Annotated in this window: 21 protein-coding genes and 1 riboswitch; of the genes, 14 read left to right on the top strand and 7 right to left on the bottom strand. The window is 66.2% G+C overall.

Annotation, left to right across the window (positions count from 1 at the left end; all coding sequences use genetic code 11):
• The first annotated feature begins 6 nt into the window (after window positions 1–6).
• From BBA01S_RS48475 to BBA01S_RS24630, 5 genes are read left to right on the top strand one after another with little or no spacing between them, the layout of a single operon-like run.
• Window positions 7–1,785: an amino acid ABC transporter permease/ATP-binding protein gene (locus tag BBA01S_RS48475; RefSeq protein ID WP_084162517.1), complete on the top strand. Its 1,779-nt coding sequence runs from the start codon at window positions 7–9 to the stop codon at window positions 1,783–1,785.
• A gap of 1 nt (window position 1,786) precedes the next feature.
• The gene (locus tag BBA01S_RS24615) at window positions 1,787–2,764 is read left to right on the top strand and encodes an ABC transporter substrate-binding protein (RefSeq protein WP_042297834.1); all 978 of its coding nucleotides are present in this window, start codon (window positions 1,787–1,789) and stop codon (window positions 2,762–2,764) included.
• Window positions 2,765–2,790: 26 nt separating this feature from the next.
• Complete coding sequence (locus tag BBA01S_RS24620; protein ID WP_027818773.1) at window positions 2,791–3,822, top strand: LLM class flavin-dependent oxidoreductase; 1,032 nt, start codon at window positions 2,791–2,793, stop codon at window positions 3,820–3,822.
• A 53-nt stretch (window positions 3,823–3,875) separates the two neighbouring features.
• Complete coding sequence (locus BBA01S_RS24625; RefSeq protein ID WP_027818774.1) at window positions 3,876–4,220, top strand: DUF3088 domain-containing protein; 345 nt, start codon at window positions 3,876–3,878, stop codon at window positions 4,218–4,220.
• Window positions 4,220–4,729, top strand: coding sequence for a GNAT family N-acetyltransferase (locus tag BBA01S_RS24630; protein WP_042297835.1), 510 nt, complete (start codon window positions 4,220–4,222; stop codon window positions 4,727–4,729). Before BBA01S_RS24625 ends, BBA01S_RS24630 begins: the two co-directional genes overlap by 1 nt.
• A 19-nt stretch (window positions 4,730–4,748) precedes the next feature.
• On the opposite strand, the gene BBA01S_RS24635 is transcribed toward BBA01S_RS24630, so the two are convergent.
• Both BBA01S_RS24635 and BBA01S_RS42580 read right to left on the bottom strand, forming a co-directional pair.
• On the bottom strand, window positions 4,749–5,447 hold the full coding sequence (locus BBA01S_RS24635; protein WP_027818776.1) for a carboxymuconolactone decarboxylase family protein: 699 nt from the start codon (window positions 5,445–5,447) through the stop codon (window positions 4,749–4,751).
• A 235-nt stretch (window positions 5,448–5,682) separates the two neighbouring features.
• Window positions 5,683–7,284, bottom strand: a complete 1,602-nt coding sequence (locus BBA01S_RS42580) for an APC family permease (RefSeq protein ID WP_042297836.1) — start codon at window positions 7,282–7,284, stop codon at window positions 5,683–5,685.
• Between the two features lie 557 nt (window positions 7,285–7,841).
• On the opposite strand from BBA01S_RS42580, the gene BBA01S_RS24645 reads away from it, so the two are divergent.
• The 3 genes from BBA01S_RS24645 to BBA01S_RS24655 are packed head-to-tail and all read left to right on the top strand — an operon-like array spanning window position 7,842 to window position 11,907.
• Complete coding sequence (locus BBA01S_RS24645) at window positions 7,842–8,306, top strand: (2Fe-2S)-binding protein (RefSeq protein ID WP_027818777.1); 465 nt, start codon at window positions 7,842–7,844, stop codon at window positions 8,304–8,306.
• Window positions 8,299–10,536, top strand: a complete 2,238-nt coding sequence (locus BBA01S_RS24650; protein WP_027818778.1) for a xanthine dehydrogenase family protein molybdopterin-binding subunit — start codon at window positions 8,299–8,301, stop codon at window positions 10,534–10,536. The genes BBA01S_RS24645 and BBA01S_RS24650 overlap by 8 nt, the downstream gene beginning before the upstream one ends.
• Window positions 10,537–10,581: 45 nt before the next feature.
• Window positions 10,582–11,907 carry a cytochrome c gene (locus BBA01S_RS24655; protein WP_027818779.1) on the top strand — a complete coding sequence of 442 codons (1,326 nt, stop codon included), beginning with the start codon at window positions 10,582–10,584 and terminating at the stop codon, window positions 11,905–11,907.
• 55 nt (window positions 11,908–11,962) lie between these two features.
• On the opposite strand, the gene BBA01S_RS24660 is transcribed toward BBA01S_RS24655, so the two are convergent.
• Together BBA01S_RS24660 and BBA01S_RS42585 are read right to left on the bottom strand one after the other, a co-directional pair.
• Window positions 11,963–12,898, bottom strand: coding sequence for an ROK family protein (locus tag BBA01S_RS24660; RefSeq protein ID WP_042297837.1), 936 nt, complete (start codon window positions 12,896–12,898; stop codon window positions 11,963–11,965).
• A 21-nt stretch (window positions 12,899–12,919) separates the two neighbouring features.
• Window positions 12,920–14,383: an APC family permease gene (locus BBA01S_RS42585; RefSeq protein ID WP_042297838.1), complete on the bottom strand. Its 1,464-nt coding sequence runs from the start codon at window positions 14,381–14,383 to the stop codon at window positions 12,920–12,922.
• 280 nt (window positions 14,384–14,663) lie between these two features.
• Between BBA01S_RS42585 and BBA01S_RS42590 the strand changes: the two genes are divergently transcribed.
• Window positions 14,664–15,902, top strand: coding sequence for an ROK family transcriptional regulator (locus BBA01S_RS42590; RefSeq protein WP_042297839.1), 1,239 nt, complete (start codon window positions 14,664–14,666; stop codon window positions 15,900–15,902).
• A 4-nt stretch (window positions 15,903–15,906) separates the two neighbouring features.
• Here the strand turns inward: BBA01S_RS42590 and BBA01S_RS24675 are convergent, their stop codons facing one another.
• Complete coding sequence (locus tag BBA01S_RS24675; RefSeq protein WP_027818781.1) at window positions 15,907–16,467, bottom strand: cytochrome b; 561 nt, start codon at window positions 16,465–16,467, stop codon at window positions 15,907–15,909.
• Between the two features lie 130 nt (window positions 16,468–16,597).
• Here BBA01S_RS24675 and BBA01S_RS42595 point away from each other — a divergent pair, with 130 nt between their 5' ends.
• From BBA01S_RS42595 to BBA01S_RS42600, 3 genes are all read left to right on the top strand, one after another.
• Window positions 16,598–16,936 (top strand): hypothetical protein, encoded by a 339-nt coding sequence (locus BBA01S_RS42595; protein WP_042297840.1) that lies wholly within the window; start codon window positions 16,598–16,600, stop codon window positions 16,934–16,936.
• A gap of 193 nt (window positions 16,937–17,129) precedes the next feature.
• A complete protein-coding gene (locus BBA01S_RS24690) occupies window positions 17,130–18,152 on the top strand; it encodes an alcohol dehydrogenase (protein WP_027818782.1) in 1,023 nt (340 codons plus the stop codon).
• 151 nt (window positions 18,153–18,303) lie between these two features.
• Entirely contained in the window at window positions 18,304–19,707 is a 1,404-nt protein-coding gene (locus BBA01S_RS42600; RefSeq protein WP_084162518.1) for a sensor domain-containing diguanylate cyclase, read from the top strand.
• Window positions 19,708–19,756: 49 nt separating this feature from the next.
• Here BBA01S_RS42600 and BBA01S_RS24700 read toward each other — a convergent pair whose 3' ends face one another.
• On the bottom strand, window positions 19,757–21,145 hold the full coding sequence (locus tag BBA01S_RS24700) for a uracil-xanthine permease family protein (RefSeq protein ID WP_027818783.1): 1,389 nt from the start codon (window positions 21,143–21,145) through the stop codon (window positions 19,757–19,759).
• A 182-nt stretch (window positions 21,146–21,327) separates the two neighbouring features.
• Here BBA01S_RS24700 and BBA01S_RS46085 point away from each other — a divergent pair, with 182 nt between their 5' ends.
• Complete coding sequence (locus BBA01S_RS46085; RefSeq protein ID WP_281176990.1) at window positions 21,328–21,450, top strand: nuclear transport factor 2 family protein; 123 nt, start codon at window positions 21,328–21,330, stop codon at window positions 21,448–21,450.
• A gap of 177 nt (window positions 21,451–21,627) precedes the next feature.
• Window positions 21,628–22,659: a sensor domain-containing diguanylate cyclase gene (locus BBA01S_RS24705; RefSeq protein WP_245641571.1), complete on the top strand. Its 1,032-nt coding sequence runs from the start codon at window positions 21,628–21,630 to the stop codon at window positions 22,657–22,659.
• Between the two features lie 53 nt (window positions 22,660–22,712).
• Here the strand turns inward: BBA01S_RS24705 and BBA01S_RS24710 are convergent, their stop codons facing one another.
• Window positions 22,713–24,497 carry an ABC transporter transmembrane domain-containing protein gene (locus tag BBA01S_RS24710; RefSeq protein ID WP_027818785.1) on the bottom strand — a complete coding sequence of 595 codons (1,785 nt, stop codon included), beginning with the start codon at window positions 24,495–24,497 and terminating at the stop codon, window positions 22,713–22,715.
• A gap of 193 nt (window positions 24,498–24,690) precedes the next feature.
• A riboswitch (glycine riboswitch) is annotated at window positions 24,691–24,779 on the top strand.
• The last annotated feature ends 185 nt before the right edge of the window (window positions 24,780–24,964 follow it).

The raw sequence follows: 24,964 nt of genomic DNA on the forward strand, positions 1-24,964 counted from the left end.
CGAACCATGAGCGACATCCCCCACATCGCCGTCCCTTCGTCAGCGCGCGACAACGCCGCGAACGAGGCTAACGATTACGCGCATTTTCGCGTCGTGCCCGCGCGTCATCGCGCCCGCACCGCGGGCACGTTGCTCGCGGTCGTGCTGATCGCGCTGGTGCTGCATTCCGTGCTGGGCAATCCGCGCTGGGAATGGAGCGTCTTTGCACAATGGTTCTTCGCGGAGCCGATCCTGGAGGGCCTGTCGCGCACCTTGCTGCTCACGCTGGTGGGTGCGGTGATTGGCTTCGCGCTGGCCGTGCCGATCGCGCTGGCGCGGCTCTCGCGCTCGCCATTGCTGGCAGGCTGCGCGTGGGCGTTCGTGTGGCTGTTCCGCTCGATTCCGCCGATTGTGCTGTTGCTGCTGCTCAATAACCTGGGCTACCTGTACGAGACCGTGTGGATTGGCGTGCCGTTCACGCACCTGACGTTCTATAGCGGCCCGACGACGGATCTCATCAGCCCGTTCTTTGCGGCCGTGGTGGGCCTGTCGCTCAATCACGCGGCGTTTGCTGCCGAAGCGTTTCGCGGCGGCATGCTCTCGGTCGATCAGGGGCAGCGCGAAGCGGCAGCCGCGCTCGGCCTTCCGCACGCGCGTCAGGCCTGGCGCATCGTGCTGCCGCAGGCGATGCGAGCGGTGCTGCCCACGGCGTTCAACGACGTAATCGGCCTGGCCAAGGGCACGTCGGTGGTGTATATCCTGGCCATGCCGGATCTGTTCTACACGGTGCAGATTGTTTATCACCGCAACCTGGAAGTGATTCCCTTGCTGATGGTGGCGACCATCTGGTATCTCGTGATCCTTACCGTGCTCTCCGCCATCCAGGTGCATATCGAGCGCCATTATGCGCGTGGCGCGACGCGTTCGCAGCCGCAACGCTCGGCCCTCGCCGCGCTGCTGCTCAAGCCGTTCGAGCGCCGCCGCGAAAATCATCATGAGCGTCATGACGTTGCACCGCTCGCGGATGCCGGCTGGGCGCAGCGCCGCCACGGCGGTCGTGTAGGTATCCATAACGTTTCGAAGAGCTTCGGGACGTTGAAGGTGCTCGACAATGTTTCGTTGACGGTGCCGTCGGGCAGCGTGACGGTGATTCTCGGCCAGTCCGGATCGGGCAAGTCCACGCTGCTGCGCTCGATCAATCACCTGGAAAGCGTCGACGACGGTTTTATCGATATCGACGGCGAACTCGTGGGTTATCGGCGCGAGGGGCGCACGCTTTACGAGCTGAAGGAAAAGGACATCCTGCGCCACCGCGCCGAAGTGGGCATGGTGTTCCAGAACTTCAACCTGTTCCCCCATCTGAGCGTGCTCGACAACATTACCGAAGCACCGATTGCCGCCGGTGTGCCGCGTGCCCAGGCGCAGGCCGAAGCGCGAGCGCTGCTGGCCCGCGTAGGCCTTGCGGGCAAGGCCGATGCGTGGCCGCGTCAGCTCTCCGGCGGCCAGCAGCAGCGCGTGGCGATTGCACGGGCGCTGGCGCTCAAGCCCAAGGTGCTGCTGTTCGACGAGCCGACTTCGGCGCTCGATCCGGAACTTGTCAACGAAGTACTCGACGTGATTCGCCAGTTGGCGCGCTCGGGCTCCACGCTCGTGATCGTCACGCACGAGATCGGCTTTGCGCGCGAAGTCGCGGACACCATCGTCTTCATGGACGGCGGCCGCGTGGTCGAGGCGGGGCCGCCTGCCCAGGTGCTCGCCAATCCGGCGCATTCGCGCACGCGCGAGTTTCTCTCCAAGGTGCTGTGACATGAGGCGACAGAAATTAGTTGCGAACGCAAGCATCAACGCCAGACGCGATTTCCTGTGGAAACTCGCCGCCGTGGGCGCCGCGCCGCTGGTGTTGCCCGCGCGGCGCGCACACGCGGCCTCCGCAGCAGATTTCGACTTCAGCCCGCAGCAGCGAGGGCGCCCACGTGCGCAACGCGACGCGCAGGCGCAGCGCGCTGCTTCGGCATATCGCTTCGTCACGCCAGGCGCGCTGAGTGTCGCCGTCGCGCCATTCGCGCCGCCCATCGCGACTTACGCAACCGACGCGCGCAGCATCGTGGGCGCCGACCCGGACTACGCGCAACTGCTGGCCGACGCGCTGGGGCTGGCCATCAACTTTGTCCCCGTCGCGTGGGCCGACTGGCCGCTGGGCCTCACGAGCGGCAAATACGATGCGGTGATCTCAAACGTTGGCGTGACCGAGGCGCGCAAGCGCAAGTTCGACTTCACGACTTATCGCCTGGGTTTGCACGCGTTTTACGTGGGATCGCATAGCCCGATCCAGTCGATTCGCAAACCTGAGGATATTGCGGGCCTGCGCGTCATCACCGGGTCGGGCACGATCCAGGAGCGCATCCTGATCGAATGGAACCGGCGCAACGTCGCGCGGGGTTTGAAGGCCGCGCAATGGCTCTATTTCGACGATCGCGCGTCGTCGCGCCTCGCACTCGTTTCGGGTCGCGCCGATGCCGAACTGAATCCCGACGCGCCGCTCGCCTACGAGGCCGCCACGCAGGGCGGGATCCGCAAGGTCGGCACTGTCAACGCGGGCTGGCCGGATAACGCCGATGTGGCGGTCGCCACGCGCAAGGACAGCGGCCTTGCGCCCGCGCTCACGCTTGCGACGAATAACCTGATCCATAGCGGCCAGTATCGCGCAGCGCTCGCGCGCTGGGCCATCGAATCCGAAGCCGTCGCCCAGGCGCAAACCAACCCGCCGGGCCTGCGTGACGCCTGACCACTCACATTCCCTACTCAAGAACCATGTGCGCCGCTCATATCGAACACATTGCTTTTCTCACGCCGGCAAACTATCGCGACGACGCGCCGCGCGCGGGCATCGAGGCCGCGCTCCGACTCTTTGAACTCGGCGAGAAACTGGGTTACGACAGCGCCTGGGTGCGCCAGCGGCACCTGGAGCACGCGGTGTCGTCGGCATCGACGTTTCTTGCGGCGGCAAGCCAGCGCACCACGCGGATCGGCCTGGGCGCAGCGGTGATCCAGATGGGCTACGAAAACCCGTTTCGTCTCGCGGAGGATCTCGCGAGCGTGGACGTGCTTTCAGGCGGACGCCTTAACGTCGGCCTGAGCGCGGGCGCGCCAGGACATGGCGCGCTGTTGGGCGAGCGCCTGTTCGACGCCGATCCCACGCTGATCGACTTCACGCACGCGCGCGTCGAACGGCTGCGGCGCAACCTGAGCGGCGAGTGGCTGGGCGACGAGGACAGCTTCGTCGAGTCCGCGGCGGGGCGCGTGCGTCCGCGCATCACGCCGCATGCGCCGGGGCTGGCCGCGCGCCTGTGGTATGGCGGCGGTTCGCAGCGCTCGGTCGAATGGGCCGCGCGCAATGGCTTCAACCTGCTGATCGGCAACATCACGACGGGCGAGGGCACCGACGATTACCGCGAGGCGCAATTGCGCCAGCTCGACATTTACCGGCAGCACTGGCGCGGCGCGCAGCCGCCGCGCGTGGCGCTCGGGCGCGTGATCGTGCCGTTCGACAGCGCCGATGCCGATACGCGCGAGCGTTATCGCGCCTTTGCCGCGGGACGTCACGAGCGCACGCTCGCGCCGAAAGGCGAGCGCCGCACCGTCTTCGTGCCCGATATCGTCGGCACGTCGGACGAGATTCTCCAGCAATTGCAGGCCGATCCGGTGCTCGCGCAGGTGAGCGAGTTGCGGCTTGAATTGCCCTACGATCTGCCGTTCGAAAACTATCGTCAGATTCTTGAAGATTTTGTCACGCGGATTGCGCCCGTATTACGAGGCAAGCCGTCCACGCGGATTGCGGCGTGATGCGCTGTGTTGAATAAATCGTTATCCTGATCAAATAAAAGGAGCCGCTCCACATGAGCCAGGACTTGCTGCTGTTGCTGGAACCCGCCTTCACCGACCCGAAACATCCCGGCGAGCAGTTTGTCTGCCCGCACGGCCTATCCATTGAAGGGCTGCTCGCGAGCGACCCGGCGCGGGCGGCCCGGCTCGACGTGAAGCGCGTGGCGTTCGCGCGCCCGCGTCCCGACGTGATCGCGGCGCTCGACGAAGCCCATCAAGGCTTGCCCGCGCTCGTGCTGGGCGACGAACACCCGGTGCCGGACGACGCGCTGTCGCTCGGCGACACGCGCTTCGTCACCGACCCCAAGCGCATTCTCGCGCTGCTGGCCGAACGCCACGGCTTTCCGAAGGTGCATTGATGGCGCACGAGGCGTTCGTCTATGTCAGCGTCCGCGACCCGCGCGCGCAACCGCTGCTCGCCGAGCTTGCCGACGAATATCGCAGCCGCTATTCGGACGTGATCGCGCCGGAAGATCTCGCGCACGAAATGACGCGTTACCCCGACGAGGACTTCGCGCAGCCGCGCGGCGCCTTCGTGCTGCTGCTGCGCGATGGGGTGGCCGTGGCGGGCGGCGCATTCATGCCGCACGCGGACGCAGGCACGGCGGAGTTCAAGCGCATCTGGGCCAGCCGCCACGAGCGCCGCCAGGGCCTCGCGCGCCGCGTGCTGGTGGAACTGGAAGCGCAGGCGGCGCGTCAGGGCTATACGCGCGTGTTCCTCGGCACCGGGCCGCGCCAGCCTGAGGCCGTGGGCCTGTATACCGGGAGCGGATACACGCTGCTTTCGGCGCACGATTTCGGCGACGTCCACCCGCCTGGCTACCACTTCGAAAAGCTTCTGCCTGTGCTGCAGGAAGCACAGGCCTAGCCATCTCAGGCGCGCCCCGTCAAGCGGCGCGCTTTTCGAACACGTCCTTGAACACCGGCATGGCCGAAAACGCCATCGGCCAGCCCGCGTAAAACGCGAGCTGCGTGAGCGCCTCGGCGGCTTCGGGCTGGCTCAGGCCATTGTCCATCGCACGATTGAGGTGATACGGAATCTGTGCGCTCTGGCCGTTGGCCACCAGCGCGCTCACCGTCACCAGGCTGCGGTCGCGCGGCGCGAGGCCGGGACGCAGCCAGAGATCGCGGAACAGCGCTTCTGTGGTGTAGTGGACGACGCCCGGTGCCGTGGCGCCGAAGGTCTCGCCAACCACTTTCTCGCGCTGCGCTTCGGCGGCTTCGTTGAGCGGCAGCATTTCGACGTCGGCGCACGGCAATTGATCTGCGCCGATGCCGCGCTCCTTGAACGCCTCGCCGACAATCGCCGTGGCCGCCGTCGCGGTGCCCCAGCCCGAGTAAAACGCGAGATGCGTGACGAGCTCCGACAGCTCGGCGGGCGTGACGCCGTGGTCGAGCGCGAGACGCACCTGGAACGGCAGCTCGGCCGTATGGTGACGCGCGATGAGCGCCGCGACCGTCACGATGCTGCGGTCGCGCGGCGAAAGCGGCGCGCGCTTCCATACGCCGTCGAGAACCGTGTCCGACGTGTAGCGGGCGAGCGCGGGCGAAACGGCTTGCGTGGCGTTGAATGTGGTCATCGGCATGATTGGGAATCCTTTGTATATGCGGAGCGTGCGGCGGGCGCAAAAGGTAACGCAGAAACGAAACGGGACGGCCATTGGCATGAAGCCGGCCGTCCCGTTTCTTTTGCTGTGTCGATTACACCGTCACCGCCCTCGACTCTAGCATCGTGCGAGCGTGCGATTAAGAGGCGACGCTTGCATACGCTTATCGATGGGATTCATGAATCGATGCCGTGAATGGCACTAGAATCGGCCATTACACCTTGGCTTCGGTGGGCAGCGATTCATATTCCGCAAGGCGGTCGCGCTCTTCCAGGTACGGCGTGCGGTAACCCGAATTCACGCCCCAGAAGTAGAAGCCCAGCGAGAAAACCGCCACCACCAGCATGTCCCAGCCGTAAGGAATCACGTCATAGCCGCCAAACTGCTTGCTGCCGATCAGCGACAGAACCGCCATCACCGGCAGGTAGGCGCACAGCCACCATGCGGCTTTCAGGTCTTTGCCCCAGCCCGCCCAGCCTTCCTTGCCCTGGAAGTAGAAGTACACCGGCAGCGCGACGACCATCAGCAGGATGATTTCGCCGGTCAGCGGCCACTTGGCCCAATAGAGGATCATCGATGCGCAGACGAAGGCGAACGGCGCGATCACTTTCATGAGCGGCACGCTCAGCGGGCGCTCGATATCGGTGGCGGCGCGCTTGAGCGCCATCAGGCTGATCGGGCCGGTGAGGTACGAGATCACGGTGGCGACGGAAATCACCGCTGCCAGCGAGCTCCAGCCACGGAAGAAGAACATGAAGATGAACGACACGGCCAGGTTGAACCACATTGCCTGGCGCGGCACGCCGTAGAACGGATGCACATTGCCGAACATCGCGGGCATCGTGTTGTTGCGCTCCATCGCGTAGATCATGCGCGAGGTCGTGGCCATATAGGTCGTGCCGGTGCCGCTCGGGCTGACAAACGCATCGACGTAAAGGAGGATTGCGAGCCAGTTCAGGTTCAGTGCAATCGCGAGTTCCGCGAACGGCGACTTGAAGTTGAACGTATTCCAGCCCTTCATGACGTCCGAAGGCTCGACCGCGCCGATATACGCGATTTGCAGCAGCACGTAAATCACGAGCGCGCAGAGAATCGAGCCAATCACCGCGAACGGCACGCTCTTCGACGGATTGCGCGCTTCGCCTGCGAGATTGATCGGGCTCTGGAAGCCGTTGAACGCGAACACGATGCCGCTCGTCGCGACTGCCGTGAACACGGCCGACCAGCCATAAGGCGCGAACGTGCTGGCTTCGCCGAAGTTCTCGTGATGGAAGCCCGTCGCCATGAGGCCAGCAATCGTCAGGCCCGGAATGATGAACTTGAAGATCGTGATGGCGCTATTGGCGCGTGCAAAGACTTTCACGCCCCAGTAGTTCAGCATGAAATAGACGATCACGAGCAGCGCGGAAAGGAACAAGCCTGAATGCGTGAGCTCGCCGTTCACGAACAACGCGTGCGCCCAGGGATAGGGCCACGTGCTCATGTATTGAATGGAGGCTTCGGCTTCGATGGGAATCACCGAAACAATTGCGATCCAGTTGGCCCATGCGCTGATAAAGCCCACCAGCGCGCCGTGCGAGTAGCGTGCATAGCGAACCATGCCGCCCGATTCCGGGAACATCGCGCCGAGTTCGGCATAGGTGAGTGCGATGGCCAGGATGACCACGGCGCCGATGATCCACGCACAAATCGCAGCGGGGCCTGCAATCTTCGCGGCCTTCCACGCACCGAACAGCCAGCCGGAGCCGATGATCGACCCAAGGCCGGTAAACATCAGCGCGAACGGGCCAATATGTCGTTTTACAGAACTGCTCACGTCATCTCCTCATGTCCAGATCGCGGGATATCGCAGCGGGTTGCGCGGCGATTCCCGTCGTCGTTACGGGCATTCGCGCCGGCTCTTCCTGCATGGCGCGTGTGTCATGCGCGATGCGTGGCCGCCTGCGGATAGCGGCGGCAGGGCCTGGCTTGAATGCCGAACGCGGATACTCGGGGGAGGCAAAGTCTGCGTCCAATGCTGAATACACATAGCGTCATGCGTAAATTGCATGAGGTGAGAAAAGATGCAGACAGGTCAGCAGATTCTTTCGCGCGATGCGCATGAATGAAGTCGGGCGCACGCGACCGGCACCGATAGAAAGTTATTCATTTGAGATTTTCAGGCACGAAAGGCGGATTTTTCGGCATGGCCGGATGGGGCCCTTGCCACTAGACTCGGAAGGTCGTGCGCGAACGAGCGTGCGGGTTTTGCTCGTCCCGTTGTTCCCTTCTGCGCTTGTATTTCAGCAATTTCTTTCAACAAGTCCAACAACATCCAGCCGGTTCGCGCGCGAGCGCAGGACGCGGCGATCCCCACAAGAAAGGTCGACGATCATGGTAGACATTGTGATTAATGGTCAGCGTCATCAATTCGATGGCGATGCCGAGATGCCGCTGCTCTGGTATCTGCGCGACGAACTTGGCCTCACCGGCACCAAGTTCGGCTGCGGCATGGCGCTGTGCGGCGCCTGCACCGTGCATCTGGACGGCCAGCCCGCGCGCGCCTGCGTGACGCCCATCGGAGCGATCGCGGGCCGCAGCGTGACGACGATCGAGGCGATTCACGAACAGAAAGCCGGCGCGGCCGTGCAGGCCGCGTGGATCGAAAAGCAGGCGCCCCAGTGTGGCTACTGCCAGTCGGGGCAGGTGATGTCGGCGGTCGCGCTGCTCAAGACCAAGCCCAATCCCACCGATGCCGATATCGACGACGCCATGAGCGGCAACATCTGCCGCTGTGCGACCTATCAGCGGATTCGCGCCGCGATCCACGAAGCTGCGGAGGCGCTCAAGCATGCGTAACCTGAAACCCGAACAGGGCGCGCAACGCGTGACGCTCTCGCGCCGCCAGTTTCTTGCGGGCATGTCGGCGCTGACGCTGGCGGTCGGCTTTCGCGGCGGCCTCGCGGTTGCGGCCACGCTCGATCCCGCCAAAAACGCCACGCAGTTCAGCTTCGAGCCGAACGCCTTTATCCGCGTCGATGCGCAAGGCCACGTCACGGTCATCGCCGAGTATCTGGAGATGGGCCAGGGCACCTTCACGGGCCTGGCGACGCTGGCCGCCGACGAACTGGACGTGTCGCTCGACAAGGTCAGCGTCGAGGCCGCGCCCGCCGACGTCAAGAAGTACGCCAATCCCATGTTCGCCGCGTTCGGCTGGACGCTCCAGGCCACGGGCGGCAGCACGGCGATGGCCGGCGCGTGGAAGCAGATGCGCGAAGCCGCCGCCGCCGCGCGCCTGATGCTGGTGAGCGCCGCCGCGAAGCAATGGAAGGTCGATCCGGCCACGTTGCAGGTCGAGGACGGCGTGATCGTCCACGCGGCCTCGGGACGCCGTGCGGGTTACGGCCAGTTCGTGAGCGCCGCCGCGCGCGAGCCGGTGCCCGCGAAAGTCGCCGTCAAGCAGGCCGCCGATTTCAAGCTGATCGGCAAGCCCAATACGAAGCGCGTCGATATTCCGGCGAAGGTGAACGGCTCGGCCATCTACACGCAGGACATGAAGGTGCCCGGCATGCTGGTGGCCGTGATCGCGCATCCGCCGCGTCTGGGCGGCAAGGTGCGCCATGTCGATGCGAGCAGGGCGAAGGCGATTCGCGGCGTGGTCGCGGTCGTGCAGGTGCCCGGCGACGACGAAGTGCAGGGCGGCGTGGCCGTGCTCGCGCACAACACGTGGATCGCGCGCCAGGGCCGCGACGCGCTCGACATTACGTGGGACGACAGCCACGCGTTCACGTTGAGCTCGACGGATATCTTCAGCCAGTTCCGCACGCTCGCCGACCAGCCCGGCAACGTGGCCGAGCAGCGCGGCAAGGTGCTCACGGCCGCGCCGGAAGGCGGCAAATATATCGAGGCCGTCTACGAGCAGCCCTATCTCGCGCACGCGCCGATGGAGCCGATGAACTGCCTGATCCAGTGGCAGGGCGATCGCTGCGAGATCTGGAACGGCGAGCAATGGCATACCGCCGACCAGGCGATGGCCGCGAAGGAGCTGGGCCTCAAGCCCGAGCAGGTGACGATTCATCAGCTCTATGCGGGCGGCAGTTTCGGCCGCCGCGCCAATCCGCATTCGGACTTCGTGCGCGAGGCGGCCCGCGTGGTGCGCGCGGCGCACGCGCAGGGCGTGAATGCGCCCGTGAAACTCGTGTGGATGCGCGAGGACGACATGCGGGCGGGCTATTACCGGCCGCTCACGGTGCACAAGGTGCGTGTGGCCGTCGACCACGCGGGCAAGCTGGTGTCGTGGAACCACGATGTGGTCGGGCAGAGCTTCATGCAGTTGCCCAAGCCCGATTCGATCGATCCGGTGCTGGTCGAAGGCGCCGCCGATATCCCTTATGCGATTCCCAATTTCCGCGTCGCGCAGCACAAGGCGAAACTGCCCGTGCAGACGCAGTGGATGCGCTCGGTCGGTCACACGCATTCGGCGTTTGTCGGCGAGACCATGATGGACGAAGCCGCGCGTGCGGCTGGTCAGGATCCCTATGCATTCCGTCACGCGCTGCTCGCGAGCATGCCGCGCCATCGCGGCGTGCTGGAACTCGTGGCGCAGAAGGCGGGCTGGTCGACGCCGCTTAAGGCTGGCCCGCAGGGCACGCGGCGCGGGCGCGGGATCGCGCTGCAACTGGCGTTCGGCACCTATGTCGCGCAGGTGGCGGAAGTGACGGTGCAGCCCGATGGCGCGTTCACGGTGGATCGCGTGGTGTGTGCGGTCGATTGCGGCATGGTCGTGAACCCGGACATTGTCGCGACCCAGGTGGAAGGCGGGATTGGCTTCGGCCTCACGTTCCTGCGCACGGCCATCACGTTCGACAAGGGGCATGTCCGGCAGGGCAATTTCAACGATTACCCGGTGCTGCGCATGAGCGGCATGCCGGTGGTCGAGGTGCATATCGTGCCGTCGAAGGAAGCGCCGACCGGCATTGGCGAGCCCGGCGTGCCGCCCGCCGCACCCGCCGTGGCGAATGCGCTGGCCGCTGCGACCGGCGCGACGATCCGCGCGCTGCCGCTAGGCGATTCGCTGCGCCCGGCGTGAGCCTCGTTTGCCTTGAACCGACAACATTAAAAGCACCCACACATCGTGAAAATTCGCAGAATCATCGGCTATACGGCGCTCGCGGCTGCCGTGGCCGCCGCCGTCCTGTGCGGCCGCGCCTGGCTCGCACCGGCGGGCAGCGAGCCGCAGCCGCCCGTGGCGGGCACGCCCGCCGACCTGGCGGCCAGCGTCGCCCACGGCGAGTACCTTGCCAAAGCGGCCGATTGCGTCGCCTGCCACACCGCGCAAGGCGGCACGCCCTACGCGGGCGGCCGCGCGTTCAAGCTGCCCTTCGGCACGATCTACGCCACCAATCTCACGCCGGACAAGGACACCGGCATTGGCGACTGGAGCGACGACGCCTTCGTCAAGGCCGTGCGCGCGGGCATAGGCTCGCACGGCAATCTCTATCCGGCGATGCCCTATACCTCGTACACGCAGCTCAGCCGCGCCGACGTGCTGGCGATCAAGCAGTACCTGCTGACGCTGCCCGCCGTGCATCAGGCGCCGCCCGCCAACGACCTGTCGTTCCCGTATAACCAGCGCTGGGGCATGGCCGCGTGGAACGTGCTGTTCTTCCACGAGCAGCGCTTCGCGACCGATCCGGCGAAGAGCGTCGAATGGAACCGCGGCGCGTACCTGGCCACGGCGCTGGGCCATTGCGGCGAGTGCCATACGCCGCGCAACGTGGGCTTCGCGATGAAGTCGCGCGACTATCTGTCGGGCGCGGAAATCGAAGGCTGGAAGGCGTACAACACGACCTCCGACCAGAGCTACGGCATTGGCGCGTGGAGCGACCAGCAGGTCGCGCAGTACCTGTCGCTTGGTCATGCGCCGGGACGCAGTTCGGCGGCGGGCCCGATGGGCGAGGTTGTCGAACATAGCCTGCAATACCTGACGCCCGGCGATATCTCGGCGCTCGTCACGTACCTGCGCAGCGTCGCGCCCGCGACCGGCGCGCAGGCGGGCGAGGCCGCGACGATCACGCTCGATCCGTCGGCGGCGCGTGCTTCGAATGCGGTATTGCCGGGGGCAGGCGCCAGCACGCCCGCGCTCGAACGCGGCCAGCGGCTCTTTGCAGGCGATTGCGTGGGCTGTCACCAGTGGAACGGCGCGGGCCGCCAGAGCGACTATGCCTCGCTCGTGGGCAGCCACGCGGTCAACGATCCGTCGGGCGCGGCGCTCGTGCAGGTGCTGCTCAACGGCACGTCGCTGACGGTGAATGGCCGCTTGCAGCAGATGCCGGGCTTTGGCGGCGCGTACAGCGACTCGGATATCGCGGCGGTGGCTAATTTCGTGCTGAGCCATTTCGGCTCGAAGGAAGGCACGGTGACGGCGCAGCAGGTCGCGAAGCTGCGCACGGCGCAGTAAAAGCAAGAGCAGGCCGGGCGCTTCGCCGCCTGGCCTGTCGAGCCCGTTACATACGTTAGCGCGACGTCAACGCATCGGCGGCCGCGACGATGGCGCCTTGCAGCGCGGCGTCGTGGCCGAACGCGGCGATGCAGACTTCGGGCGGGCAAGGCACGGCGCGGCGCACGAGCGCCTCGATGCGCGCCGCCACGGCGGGCACGCGCGCCATGCCGCCGCCGATGGCGATGCGCGCGGGGTCGAGCATGATCGCCACGTTGGCCACATGCAAGGCGAGCGCATCGAGTGCGTCGTCGATCAACGCCGCCATTTCTGGCTGCGTTGCCGCAAGCGCGAACGCTTCGCGCGCGCTCACCGCACGGCCGAGCAGCGCCGACGCCCGCGCGGCTATCCCCGCGCCCGAAACATGCTCTTCGAGCGGCGCAGCGCCATCGGCGAAATGACGCTCGCCGGGCACGCCGCGCAGCAGGTAGCCGATTTCGCCCGCCGCGCCGTGCGCGCCGCGCAGCACGCGCCCGCCCACGACAGCGGCGGCGGCCAGTCCCGTCCCCATGTTCACGTAGAGCCCGCAATCGACGCCCGCGAGCGCGCCGTCACGCGCTTCCGCGAGCGCGGCGGCCTTCACGTCGGTTTCCACGCTCACGCTCGCCACGTCGAAGGCGTCGCGCAGCACGTCCTTCAACGCGAGCCGTTCCCAGCCCGGATTGTTGGGCGCGAGGCGAATGCCGTCCGGCTCGACGATGCCGGGCGTGACGGCGGCGATGGCGCGCAGCGGCGCGCCGGTCTGCGCGGCGGTGGCTTCGACCAGTTCGCGCGCCGCGGCGAACGTGCGCTGCATGACGCGCTCGGCCCCTTCGCTGGCGAGCGTCGCGATCTCGCGCGTCTGGAGGCGTCGGCCTGCGCCGCTCGCCGTCGCCATCGCGATCTTGGTGCCGCCGAAATCGATGGCGAGCGCGAATGGCGACGAAGCGCCATACCTGTCGTTGTCTTTCATGGTGCGATTCTTCAAGCGTAGTTAGTGCTGTGCTGCGTCTTCGGCGCGCTGGCGTTCGAGGAACACTTCGCGCACGTTCTTCGGCCCGAACGGCCATTGGCGGGCGAAGCGCGCCCAGATCAGGAAGGCAATGAGCCCAAGCACGATCCAGCCCGTCGACATCAGTTGCGACTGACGGTCGGTCGCGTAGAACACATAGAGCCAGCCGATCAGCGCGAGCACGCTGGGCAGCGGGTAGAGCCACTGACGATAAGGACGGCGAAGCGTCGGCTGGCGGCGGCGCAGCACGGTGAGCGCGGCAATCTGCGCGACCGACTGGAGCAGTACCGCCACGGCCACCAGCATGTTGATGACGGTGGTGAGGTCGAAGAACGTGCCCGCGGCGGTCACCACACCCATCACGAGCAGCGCCACATGCGGGAAGTCGTGCTTTGCATGGAGCTTGCCGAACGCGGCCAGAAAAACGCCGTCACGTGCGGCGTGAAACGGCACGCGCGAGCCGCCCAGCAGACCGGCGAACACGGATGCGAACGCGGCAATCAGGATCAGCACCGTGACGATGGCCGCTGCGGCATGGCCCCAGTTGCGCTCGACCACGAGCGAGGCAACCGAGGTCGACTTGGCCACCTCCTGCCACGGCACCGTGCCGATCACGCCGATGTTCATGGCCAGGTAGAACACCATCATCGCGAGGATCGACACGATGATCGACGCGGGCATCGTGCGGCCCGGATTCTTGAGTTCGTCGCCCATGTAGGCCGTGGTGTTGTAGCCCGCGTAATCGTAGATCGCGATGATCAGCCCCGCGCCCAGCCCGGTGAAGAACTTGCCGATGTTGCCGGCGTCGGGCGGCAGCGCCATCGCCATGTGCAGGTGGAAATCGGAGTAGGCCGCCGCCGTCGTGAGGCCGACCGCGAGCACCATGATGATCCACAGGATCGAGCTGAGCGTGCGGATCGACTCGATGCGGCGATACAGCGCCAGCACCACGAGCGCGACCACGACAATGCCCAGCGCGTGCGCCTGCCACGGCGCGAGATTCGGCAGGAAAAAGCCCAGGTACTGCACGAAGCCGATGATGCCCGTGCTCATGATGAGCGGGATCGACAGCATGGCCGTCCAGACGAACAGGAAGGGCATGAGCTTGCCGGTGCGGTACTGGAACGCCTCGCGCACGTAGAGATAAGTGCCGCCCGCGCCCGGCATGGCCGCGCCCAGTTCGGCCCAGACGAGGCCGTCGGCCATCGCCAGCAGCGCGCCGCAGATCCAGCCGATCACGGCGAGCGGCCCGTTCATCACCGCCACGATGGCCGGGATCGTGAGGAACGGCCCGACGCCGCAAATCTGGATCATGTTGACCGCGATGGCCGGAAAGAGGCCAACCGAGCGGCGGAAGTGCGGGGTATCGGCGGCGGGGCCCGTCGATGCGCGGGCCGCGTCGGCGCCGCGGCTGTCGGCTTCGGCCTGCCAGGTGGAATCGCCCATTACTGTGTCTCCATGCGGCGCGCGCCGCGTTCTCGTCGAGGGGAAAGGCTCTGTCGGGACAGCGTCGCCGCGTCTTTTGAGTGCTTTGACGGCTTGATGGGCGAATGATAGGAAAGTTTCTTTACGAAATCAATTGCGTCAAAATCGGGGAGAACCCGAGTTTGTCCCGCAACGTCGAACCTTGCCGCGCAGCCGTGCGCGTTGATAGGATCGGGCACCCCATCAGGCATCCAATCAGGCATCCAATCGAGCGCTGCGCGCACCACGCAGCGGAACACGCATGAACCAGCCTCACCGCAGCCCTTCCTCGTCCGCACCCGTCACGCGCGGCCCGGCCTTCGTGCGCCAGGACAACGAGTGGGCGATCTATCAGCATCTTTTGTCGCTTGCGCCGGCGTCCAGTCCGCAACTGGCGGACAGCACCGGCTTGTCGAAGGTGACGGTCAACGCCGCGCTGGCGAACCTGGAACGGCTTGGCCTTGTCGAGCAGAGCGGCGTGCGCGAGGGCAGCGCGGGCCGCGCGCCCCGGCTCTATATGCCGCGCGCGCGGGCGGGATTCGTGCTGGCCATCGACGTGGGCGCGGCCTGGGTGCGCGGCGCGCTCGCCGATCTCACGGGCAGCGTGAGCGCACGCGTGCAGTTGCCCACGCCTGCCGATCCGTCGAAGCTCGTCGGCGAGATCGTCGCGGTGCAGCGTGCGTTGCTGGCCGAGCAGGGCATCGAGGCCGACGACGTGCTGGCGACCGTGTTCGGCTCGCCGGGCGTGTTCGACGCCAAGGATGGCCGCCTGCATCTCGCGCCCAATCTGCCCGACTGGGAGCGCGCCGATCTCGTGCCCGCATTGCGCGAAGCGCTGGGCGCGGACACGGTGTTCGAGAACGACATCAACCTCGCGGCGCTAGGCGAGCAGGCGCATGGGATCGGGCGCGGCGTCGAGAACTTCGTGTTCATGTCGATCGGCACGGGCGTGGGTCTCGGGATCATCGCCAACGGCAAGCTGCATCGCGGCGCGCATGGCTTCGCGGGCGAGATCGCGGTGTTGCGGCCCGCGCCGCTGCTGTCTCTACAAGGCGCGCCGTCAGTCGAGCCGGGGCAGGACGAAGCGAACTTCGAATCGTTTGCCGCCGCGAAAGGCGTGGTGGCGCACGCACGCCGTCTTGGCCTCGCCGTGTCGAACGCCGAGGCCGTGTTCGTCGCCGCGCAGCAAGGCGATGACCGTGCGCTGGCCTGTGTTGCAGAGGAAGCGCGCCAGCTTGCGTGGGGCCTTGCGGCGATCATTCCGGTGCTCGATCCGGCGCTGGTCGTGCTGGGCGGCGGCATCGGCCATAGCGGCACGCTGCTGCTGCCTGCGATCCGCGCGCAGCTGGCGGCGTGGCTGCCGATCCCCGTGCCCGAACTGGCGATCTCGACCACGGGCACCGATGCGGTGTTGCTCGGCGCAATCGTGCAGGGCGTGGTGCTCGCGCGCGTGAAGGCGTTCGAGCGCATCGGCCATGAGGTGAGGGAGTTGCCGCTTTAGCGCCTTAAAGCATCCGTTGCAGCACGCCATTGCGCGCGATCCACTGATGCTTGACGACGGCCAGCACATGCAGCACGACCAGCGCGGCCAGGACTGCGCAACTCGCGCGATGGAACGCGAAGAGCTGTGCGGTGAGCGCGCCTGGCCCGAACGGCGTCGGAATCTCGATCAGGCCGAAGAACGCATAGCCATTGGGCACCATCAGGTAGCCGCTCGCCAGCACGGCGAAGATCGTCAGATACAGCAGCCGATGCACGCCGTGCGCAATCGCGCGCTGCGTGGCGGACACGCCGGGCAAGGCACGCGGCGCCGCGCGCACCGACGCCCACCAGACCCGCAGCGGAAACAGCACGATCAGCACGGTCGCAATCGACATGTTCAGGTGCGAGAGAAACTCGCGCAGCGGGCCATCGGGAAGCCGCGCGAGCGCATAGCCCGCGAGCGTGGCGTACAGGATCGCCGCCGCGAAAATCCAGTGCAGCAGGCGGGCGAGACCGTCGTAGCGATCCGCTTGCGCCGCCGTTTCAACTACGCCTTGCGCCAACACGCGTTCGACCGTTTCCATCTTCCGCACGCCGAAAAAACGCAAATGATAATCAACTGCATTGACAATTTGATTACGCCCTCAATCGCGCGGCACGCCGAATGCTGGCTCCTTTCGCAAGTCAGCCCCATTTCATGGGAGGAGCGTAGCGATGAGCACAATCGAACTGCCCGACGTCGACCCTGCTGAAGACCCGCCCAGGCGGCACGAGCGCCCGTCGCCGGACGATGCGCCGCCGATCCTGCCATCGGAACAATCGCGCCCGTTTGGCGACGCCGTGCCCGCACCGAAAGAGCCGGGTCTCGATCAGCCGCTGCCGCCCAAGACGCAGCCTGCCGATGCGGAACCGCCTGCACCCCAGGCGCGCCCGGATGAACCGCCCGATCTGCCGCCGGAAGACATCAACGTGCCGATTGGCGACGCCGTGCCCGCGCCGACCGAGCCCGGGCTCGACCAGCCGTTGCCCGAGAAAAAGTCGCTGACGCCTTGAACGGCCGCGTGACAGGGCGAATGACCGCCCGCGCCCGAAACGACAATCCGACAATCGCCGCCCATGTGCGGCGATTTTTTTCGCTGGAGTACCCTGCTAGCGCGTTACTCACACCCCTCACAAGCGACCCACATCCCCCCGGCGGCGTGCAAAGCACGCCGCGCTTCCCCCTTCAAGGATCAAGGAGCAGACGATGCCAACCATGCAGGCAGTGCAGGTAGCGAAAGCAGGCGGACCGCTGGAACTCGTCGAACGCGACATCCCAGAACCGGCCACGGGCCACGTGCTGATCAAGGTGCAGGCGTGCGGCATTTGCCATAGCGATTCGCTGACGAAGGAAGGCCAGTGGCCTGGCCTGCAGTTTCCGCGCGTGCCGGGTCACGAGATCGCGGGCGTGATCGAGCGCATGGGCGCGGGCGTCGAGGGCTGGAGCGTGGGCCAGCGCGTCGGCGTGGGCTGGCACGGCGGACACTGCGGCCATTGCGAGCGCTGCCGCCACGGCGACTTCGTGCTTTGCCAGAACGCGCAGGTTCCCGGCATCAGCTACGACGGCGGCTACGCGCAGTACATGGTCGCGCCGCAGGAGGCGCTCGCGCGCATGCCCGACGATCTCTCCGATGTCGATGCGGCGCCGTTGCTCTGCGCGGGCATTACCACCTTCAACGCGCTGCGCCACAGCGGCGCGCGCGCGGGCGACGTGGCGGCGATCCTCGGCATCGGCGGGCTGGGGCATCTGGGCGTGCAGTTCGCGCGCAAGATGGGTTTCGTGACGGTGGCGATCGCGCGCGGGCAGGACAAGGCGCCGCTTGCGAAGCAACTGGGCGCGCATCACTACATCGACAGCTCGGCGCAGGACGTCGGCGCAAGCTTGCAGGCGCTGGGCGGCGCGCGCGTGATCCTGGCGACCGTCACCAATGGCGAGGCGATGAGCGCGGCGCTCGCGGGCCTGGGCGTGAACGGCAAGCTCATCATGGTGGGCGTGGCGCAGGAGCCGGTCGAAGTGCCGGTGACGCAGTTCATCATGGGGCGGCAGTCGGTGCAGGGCTGGCCGTCCGGCACGGCGGCGGATTCGCAGGAGACCCTGGCGTTCAGCGCGCTCTCGGACGTGAAGCCGATGATCGAGGAATATCCGCTTGAGCGCGCCGCCGAAGCCTACGACCGCATGATGAGCGGCAAGGCGCGTTTTCGCGTGGTGCTGACGCCGGGTAAGCACTAGGCCCGACGCGCGGCGGCAACGCTAAAGGTGCAATCGCGGGCAGCCGATATAGAGGTGTTGAACCCGGCGGCCGGCCCGCGCCTGCCGCCGTGGATTTTTAGGCCTCGCCTTCGTTTTAGCCTTCGTTTAGCCTTCGGGCCGCCTGCACCGAATGAACAAGCAGATCACCTCACGGCGTCCCACCCGCTTGCATCGCTGGATCGCGTTCGGTCTGGCATTGGGCATCGGCATGCTGGTGGCGGCGGTGTTGCCCTATGCGGGCGAAATGCTGCCCGCCTGCACGGCGTTCGTGCCGATCTTCTGCACGGCGGTCGTGCTCACCGAGGCGATCACGTCGCTGCTCATGTGGGTGCGTTTCCGCATGGGCAAGTCGCCGATCGATGCGGCGCTGTCGGCGGCTTATGCGTTCAGCAGCCTGACGTGCGCGATTCAGTTGCTGATCTTTCCGGGCGTGTTTTCGCCCACCGGTCTGCTCGGCGCGGGCAAGCAGAGCGCCGTCTGGATCTGGGTGCTCTGGCACGGCGGCTTCCCGACGCTCGTGCTGCTCGGCTTCGCGGCGAACTGGCTCGCGCAGTCGCGCTTCCTGTTCCGCCTGAAGCACGCGCGTTTGCTGAGCCTGCTGGCGCTGGCGGGCAGTCTGACCGGCTGCGTGATCGCGGTGCGTTTCAGCGACGCGCTGCCCATGCTCATCAAGGACGGCTCCTATAGCCTGCTGCGCCACAGCCCCTTCGCGTTCTATGTCGTGATCGTGAGCGTGGCGGCGCTGGCCGCGCAACTCGCGAACGGGCGCCTGCGCACCGTGCTCGACGTCTGGTTCACGATTGCACTGCTGGCCTTTCTCGCCGATGTGACGTTGACGCTCGCCGGATCGGCGCGCTTTACGCTCGGCTGGTATGGGGCGCGGGTGGCGTCGGTGATCGCGTCGTCGGCGCTGCTGGCGGCGCTGCTCGTCGAGATTTCGATGCTGTATTCGCGGCTCGCGCGCATCAACGAGGATCTCGAAGAAAAGGCCAACCGCGATGCGCTCACGGGCCTCTACAACCGTGGCTGGTTCGACATGGCGTACGCGCGCGAATGCCTCGTCGCGCGCCATCAGGAGCAGCCTTTGTCGGTGCTGATGGTCGACGTCGATTGCTTCAAGCTGTTCAACGATACCTACGGCCATGCCGCGGGCGACGATTGCCTGCGCCTTGTCGCGAACGCGTTGCAGTGCTGCTTGCGGCGCCAGGGCGACGCCGTGAGCCGTTATGGCGGCGAGGAGTTCGTGGTGCTGCTGCCGGGCTGCGCGACGTCGTCGGCGGTATCGATTGCGGAGGCCATGCGCAGCGCCGTGCGCAAGCTCGACATTCCCGCGAAGAGTCCAGCGGGGCGCGTGACGATCTCGCTGGGCGTGTTCACCTGCGAAGCGGGCAAGGCGCAGGCCGACGACCCGCTGCAATGCGCGGACGCGAATCTGTATCGTGCGAAGGCGGCGGGACGGGACAGGGTGGTGGCCGGGCGCTCGGCGAAGGGCCGGGGCGCCGGGAGTATCGGCCAGGGCGCGCTGGCGCGATGACCAATGTTTGATGGAAGCGCGCGGTCGATCGCGCGCTTCATGGTCTTGCCTAGTTGCGTTCCGGCAGGAACCAGTTCATCACGAGGGCGCAGATGCCGCCCGTGGCGACGCCCGACTCCAGCACGTTCTTGAGCGCGTGCGGCAGGCTGGTGAGAATCTCCGGCACCTGCGAGACGCCCAGGCCCAGCGCCAGCGACACCGCGATGATCAGCAGCGCGCGGCGGTCGAGCTTGATGCCCGAGAGAATATTGATGCCCGACGCGGCCACCGCGCCGAACATCACCATCGCCGCGCCGCCCAGCACCGGCTCGGGCACGGCCTGCAGGACGCCCGCGACGGGCGGGAACAGGCCGAGCACCACCAGCATGCCCGCGATCCACACGCCCACGTGACGGCTGGCAATGCCGGTCAGCTGGATCACGCCGTTGTTCTGCGCGAACACCGAGCTCGGGAACGTATTGAACACGCCAGCCAGCAGCGAATTCGCGCCGTTGACCAGCACGCCGCCCTTGATCCGTTGCATCCACAACGGGCCCTCGACGGGCTGGCGCGAGATCTTGCTGGTGGCCGTGACGTCGCCAATCGCTTCGAGCGAGGTGACGAGATAGATAATCAGCATCGGCACGAACAGCGACCACGAGAAGCCGATGCCGAAGTGCAGCGGCGTCGGGATCTGGAACAGCGCGGCCTCGCGCGCGCCCGTAAAGTCGAGACGACCGAGCGCGGCGGCCACCAGGTAGCCGACCACCAGCGCGATCACCAGCGCCGTGCTGCGCACCCAGACGATGGGCACGCGGTTGAGCACGATGATGGTGCCCAGCACGACGCCCGAGAGCGTGAGGTTCTCTACGCTTGCGAAATTGCCCTTGGCGATGGCGCCATAGCCGCCGCCCATGCTGATGAGGCCCACCTTGATGAGCGTGAGGCCGATCAGCAGCACCACGATGCCGGTCACGAGCGGCGTGATCAGGCGCTTGACGAACGGCAGGATGCGCGAGACCGCCATTTCGACGAACGAACCCGCAATGACCACGCCGAAGATCGCGGCCATCACGGTCTCGACCGGCGTGCCCTGCTTGACCATCAGGCTGCCGCCGGCGATCAGCGGGCCGACGAAGTTGAAGCTCGTGCCCTGCACGATCAGCAGCCCCGCGCCAAGCGGGCCGAAGCGGCGGCATTGCAGGAAGGTGGCGATGCCCGAAATCACGAGCGACATCGACACGATCAGCGTGGTGTCGCGGCTGGAGACGCCGAGCGACTGGCAGATCAGCAGGCCGGGCGTGACGATCGGCACGAGGATGGCCAGCAGGTGCTGGAGCGCGGCCACGAAGGCGATGGTGGGGGCGGGTTTGTCGTCGGGGCCGTAGACCAGGTCGCGGCCGGAGGGGGCGTCGTCGATGACGTGAGAGGCGGGTTGCGTGGGCGAAGCGGGTTGCATCGGGAAAGGCCGGTTGGAAGAAAACCCGGGATTTTAACGGTTCGCATTCGGGGCACAAACGAAACTCACGCGTAACTCAAGCGAAATGACGGTCTGGGCCTATGCATGCAGGGCGTTTCGGGGGCCGTTCATGAGAGAAGAGACGAGTCAGAACGGCGCTCCGGCGCGCGTCGAACTGGCACCTGAACCCCCGACGCACGTCGCGTGCGCGCATGCGTACGACGCTGGTGATCGCCCGGCATGAGGGGACGTGGAAGATCCGGCAGCACCATTTTTCAGTGCCGCCGCTTGCGCCGCCGGTCTGAAAATCCAGTCCATACGGAATCCTTATTAAATGCGCCACGCCCGCACCGCGCCGCGCGATATTCACCTGACAATATCCATTCATCGGACAAAATCGGTAAAAAAGATCGGGCACGGATTTCACTAAACTTTGCCCGCCTGGGGCCGTTAAGAAGGCATCACACTCACCTGAAGCTACCGTGTCCTTGCTCATCGGCTCCGATCGTCCCGCTACGCGCCCGCAGATCTTCATGGCCGGCTTCCAGCCTACCCATGCGGAGCCCTCAGTCGTCGAGTGGCTTTTGCATGACGATCAGGTCATGCGCGAGTGCTTTGGCCACGCCACCGGCATCCTCAAGTTCGTCACGGGCGCGGCATTCACGACGGTGACGCTGCTCGACGCCGCGCATCAGCACTTTTGCGGCGACCTGGACACGCTGGTCGCGAACACGCCGCGCGACAGCTCGCTGAGCGAGCACGCGTTGCGTAACGGCGGCGTGTTTGTCGTCGAGGACACGCGCGAGCGCGCCGACGTGCAGGGCTGCGATCTCGTGCAGTATCCGCCGCACGTGCGCTTTTTCGCGGGCGTGCCGATCCGCTTGCCGGACGGCGAGCCGATTGGCGCGCTCTGCGCCATGGATCCCGCGCCGCGCCGCATGGATGCGAATGCGCGCGGCGTGCTGCGCCACCTGGGCGAAATGATCGAGAACGATCTGCGCCTGCGCATGGCGTCCGCCGTCGATCCGCTCACGCAGCTGTTCAACCGCCGCAGCACGCTGGAGAGCGTACATCACCGCTGGCAGGACACGCCGGACGGCGAGGGCGTCGGCTCAGTGATGGTCGATATCGACTGGTTCAAGCAGTACAACGACACCTATGGCCATCCGGCGGGCGATGGCTGCCTGCGCGCGGTCGCGGAAGTGCTGCGCGAGGCCGCCGAAGAACACAACATGATCGCGGGCCGCGTGGGCGGCGAAGAGTTCGCGCTGCTGCTGACGGGCGTCGAACGCGCGGAGCTGGGCTTTGCGCTGGAGCGCGTGCGCGCGGGCGTGGAGCGGCTGGGCATCGAGCATCGCGGCTCGCCGCTTGGCGTCGTCACGCTGAGCATGGGCGCGACGCACACGTGGCGCAATGCGCCGTCCGATCATGGCTATCGCGATGCGTTCTGCGTGGCCGACGACGCGCTCTATGAGGCCAAGAAAGACGGGCGCAACTGCGTGCGGTTCGCCTGAAAAAACGGCGCGCCCGGCAAACCGGTCGCGCCAAACAGCTCAAACCAAACGACTCAGGCGCGCGCGGGCAATTCTCCCGACGTCATCTCGAACTGGAGCGCAGCAAGCTGCGCATAGAGCGGCGAGCTATGCAGCAGCTCCGCGTGCCGGCCTTGCGCGACGATGCGGCCATGCTCCATCACGACGATGCGATCGGCCTGCTGCACAGTGGCCAGACGATGCGCGATCACGAGCGTCGTGCGGTTCAGCGCGGCGTTGTCGAGCGCCGTTTGCACGAGCCGCTCGCTGGCCGCGTCGAGCGCGCTGGTGGCCTCGTCGAGCAGCAGGATCGGCGGGTTCTTCAGGATCGCGCGTGCAATCGCCAGGCGCTGGCGCTGGCCACCCGAGAGGCGCACGCCGCGTTCGCCAAGGAAGGTATCGTAGCCTTGCGGCAAGGCCTCGATGAACTCTGCCGCAGCGGCCATCCCGGCGGCGCGCTGGACTTCGGCGAGACTCGCATCCGGCATGCCGTAACGAATGTTGTCGAGCACGCTGCCCGAAAAGATCACCGACTCCTGCAGCACCACGCCAATCGATTGACGCAGCGCGTTGAGCGATACCTGCTGCGTGGGCACGCCATTAATCAGGATCTGGCCGGCTTGCGGGTCGTAAAAGCGCAGCAGCAATTGAAACAGCGTGGTTTTGCCCGCGCCCGAAGGCCCGACCAGCGCCACATGCTCGCCTGGCCGCACATCGAGCGTGAAGCCAGCCAGCGCGGCGACGCCGGGTCGCGACGGATAAGAAAAGCTCACGTTGTCGAAGCGGATCCCTTCGCCCTGTGCGGGCAGCGGCACGGTCGTTGCGGCTTCAACGACCGGCGAGCGCGCGCCCAGCAATTGCAACAGGCGTTCGGTGGCGCCGGCGGCGCGTTGCAGGTCGCCCCAGACTTCGGCAACCGCGCCGACGGCGCCCGCCGTGAACACCGCGTAGAGGATGAACTGGGACAACTGGCCCGCCGTCATGCGCCCGGCCAGCACCGACTGCGCGCCCAGCCACAGCACGAACACGATGGCGGCGAACACGAACACGATGACCACGGCAGTCAGGCCGGCCCGTGCGCGAATCCGCGTGAGTGCAGTTTCAAACGCTGTTTCGACCGCGCCGCCAAAGCGGCGCGTTTCGTAGCCTTCCTGCGTGTACGACTGCACGGTCGGCATGGCGTTGAGCACTTCGCCCGCGAGTGCGCTGGCATTGGCGACCTTGTCCTGGCTCGCGCGCGAAAGCTTGCGCACCCGCCTGCCGAAAATGACGATGGGCGCGACCACGACCACCAGCGTCGCAATGATGTAGCCGGACAGCACGGGACTCGTCGTGACCAGCATCGTTACGCCGCCGATCGTCAGCAACGCATTGCGCAAGCCGAGCGACAGGCTCGTGCCCACCACGGCCTGGATCAGCGTCGTGTCGGTGGTCAGGCGCGAAAGGACTTCGCCGGTCTGGGTGGTTTCGAAGAACTCGGGGCTCATGCGCATGACGTGGTCGTAGACCGTGCGGCGCAGATCGGCGGTGACGCGCTCGCCCAGCCACGACACCCAGTAGAACCGCAGCGCGGTCGCCGCCGCGAGAACCAGCGAGACGATAAAAAGCGCAATGAAATAGCGATCGATATGCGTGCGCTCGCCGCTGGCAAAGCCCCGGTCGATCAGGTACTTGAACGCGACGGGCAACGCCAGCGTCGCGCCCGCCGAGGTCAGGAGCGCGAGAAAAGCGAGCGCCCAGCGTCCGGCATAAGGCCGCAGAAAAGGGGCAAGTGCGAACAGCGGGGCAATACGTCTGGAGCGGGGAGCAGCATCGGGCATGAAGAGTCCTTGCCGTGGCAAAGGGAGGTCGAATAGAGGCTGGACGTACGGTATGGGTGCAGCAGCGGGCGCGGCAGCGGTGATTATCGTTCAATGCGCGCGCGGACAGCTTTCAGTCAACATGCAGTTTGGTTGCTGTTAGCTTGTCGTTAGCAATTTGACATGAACGTGCCGCGACACCCATAATTGCGCCGAATCTTTCGTGGGAGAGAGAGGCAACAAGGCCTCCGCCGAAGGCGCAAGCTCCCGGAATCGCTCAGGCACACGTACCACGAAAGAATTTCGCCGACTGGAGAGAGGTCGCGATTCATGCGCTGTTTGCGCACCTGATCGTGGCCCACCGAAGGGGCAGGCTCGCGCGCGAGCTGAAACTCTCAGGTAAAAGGACAGAGGGAGAGGCGTACAAGGCAGGCCCGAAATCCGCCTTGTTCTTTCTCCGTTCCTTATGCAATTTCCCCCGTTTTTCC

It is taken from the genome of Paraburkholderia bannensis NBRC 103871 (genome assembly GCF_000685015.1).
Taxonomy (GTDB): Bacteria; Pseudomonadota; Gammaproteobacteria; order Burkholderiales; family Burkholderiaceae; genus Paraburkholderia; species Paraburkholderia bannensis.